Genomic DNA, 222 nt, shown 5'->3' with positions numbered 1-222 from the left:
TCCTGCTTCTTGTACTCGTTGTACTTCTTCAGACCGCCGTGGTACTCGTCCATCCAGTTCTTGGCGAACGTGCCGTCCTGGATCTCGGCGAGGACCTTCTTCATCTCGGCCTTGGTGGCGTCAGTGATGATCCGCGGGCCGGTGACGTAGTCGCCCCACTCGGCGGTCTCGGAGATCGACCAGCGCATCTTCTCCAGGCCGCCCTCGTACATGAGGTCCACG

Annotated in this window: 1 pseudogene; it reads right to left on the bottom strand. The window is 61.3% G+C overall.

Annotation, left to right across the window (positions count from 1 at the left end):
• Positions 1 to 222 (bottom strand): annotated as a pseudogene (locus IE94_RS0134950) (ketol-acid reductoisomerase); the annotation flags it as partial.

The organism is Streptomyces violaceorubidus (genome assembly GCF_000717995.1).
GTDB classification, from domain to species: domain Bacteria; phylum Actinomycetota; class Actinomycetes; order Streptomycetales; family Streptomycetaceae; genus Streptomyces; species Streptomyces violaceorubidus.
Note: the sequence above shows the minus strand (reverse complement) of the source record. Positions and strands in the feature narration are given on the sequence as shown.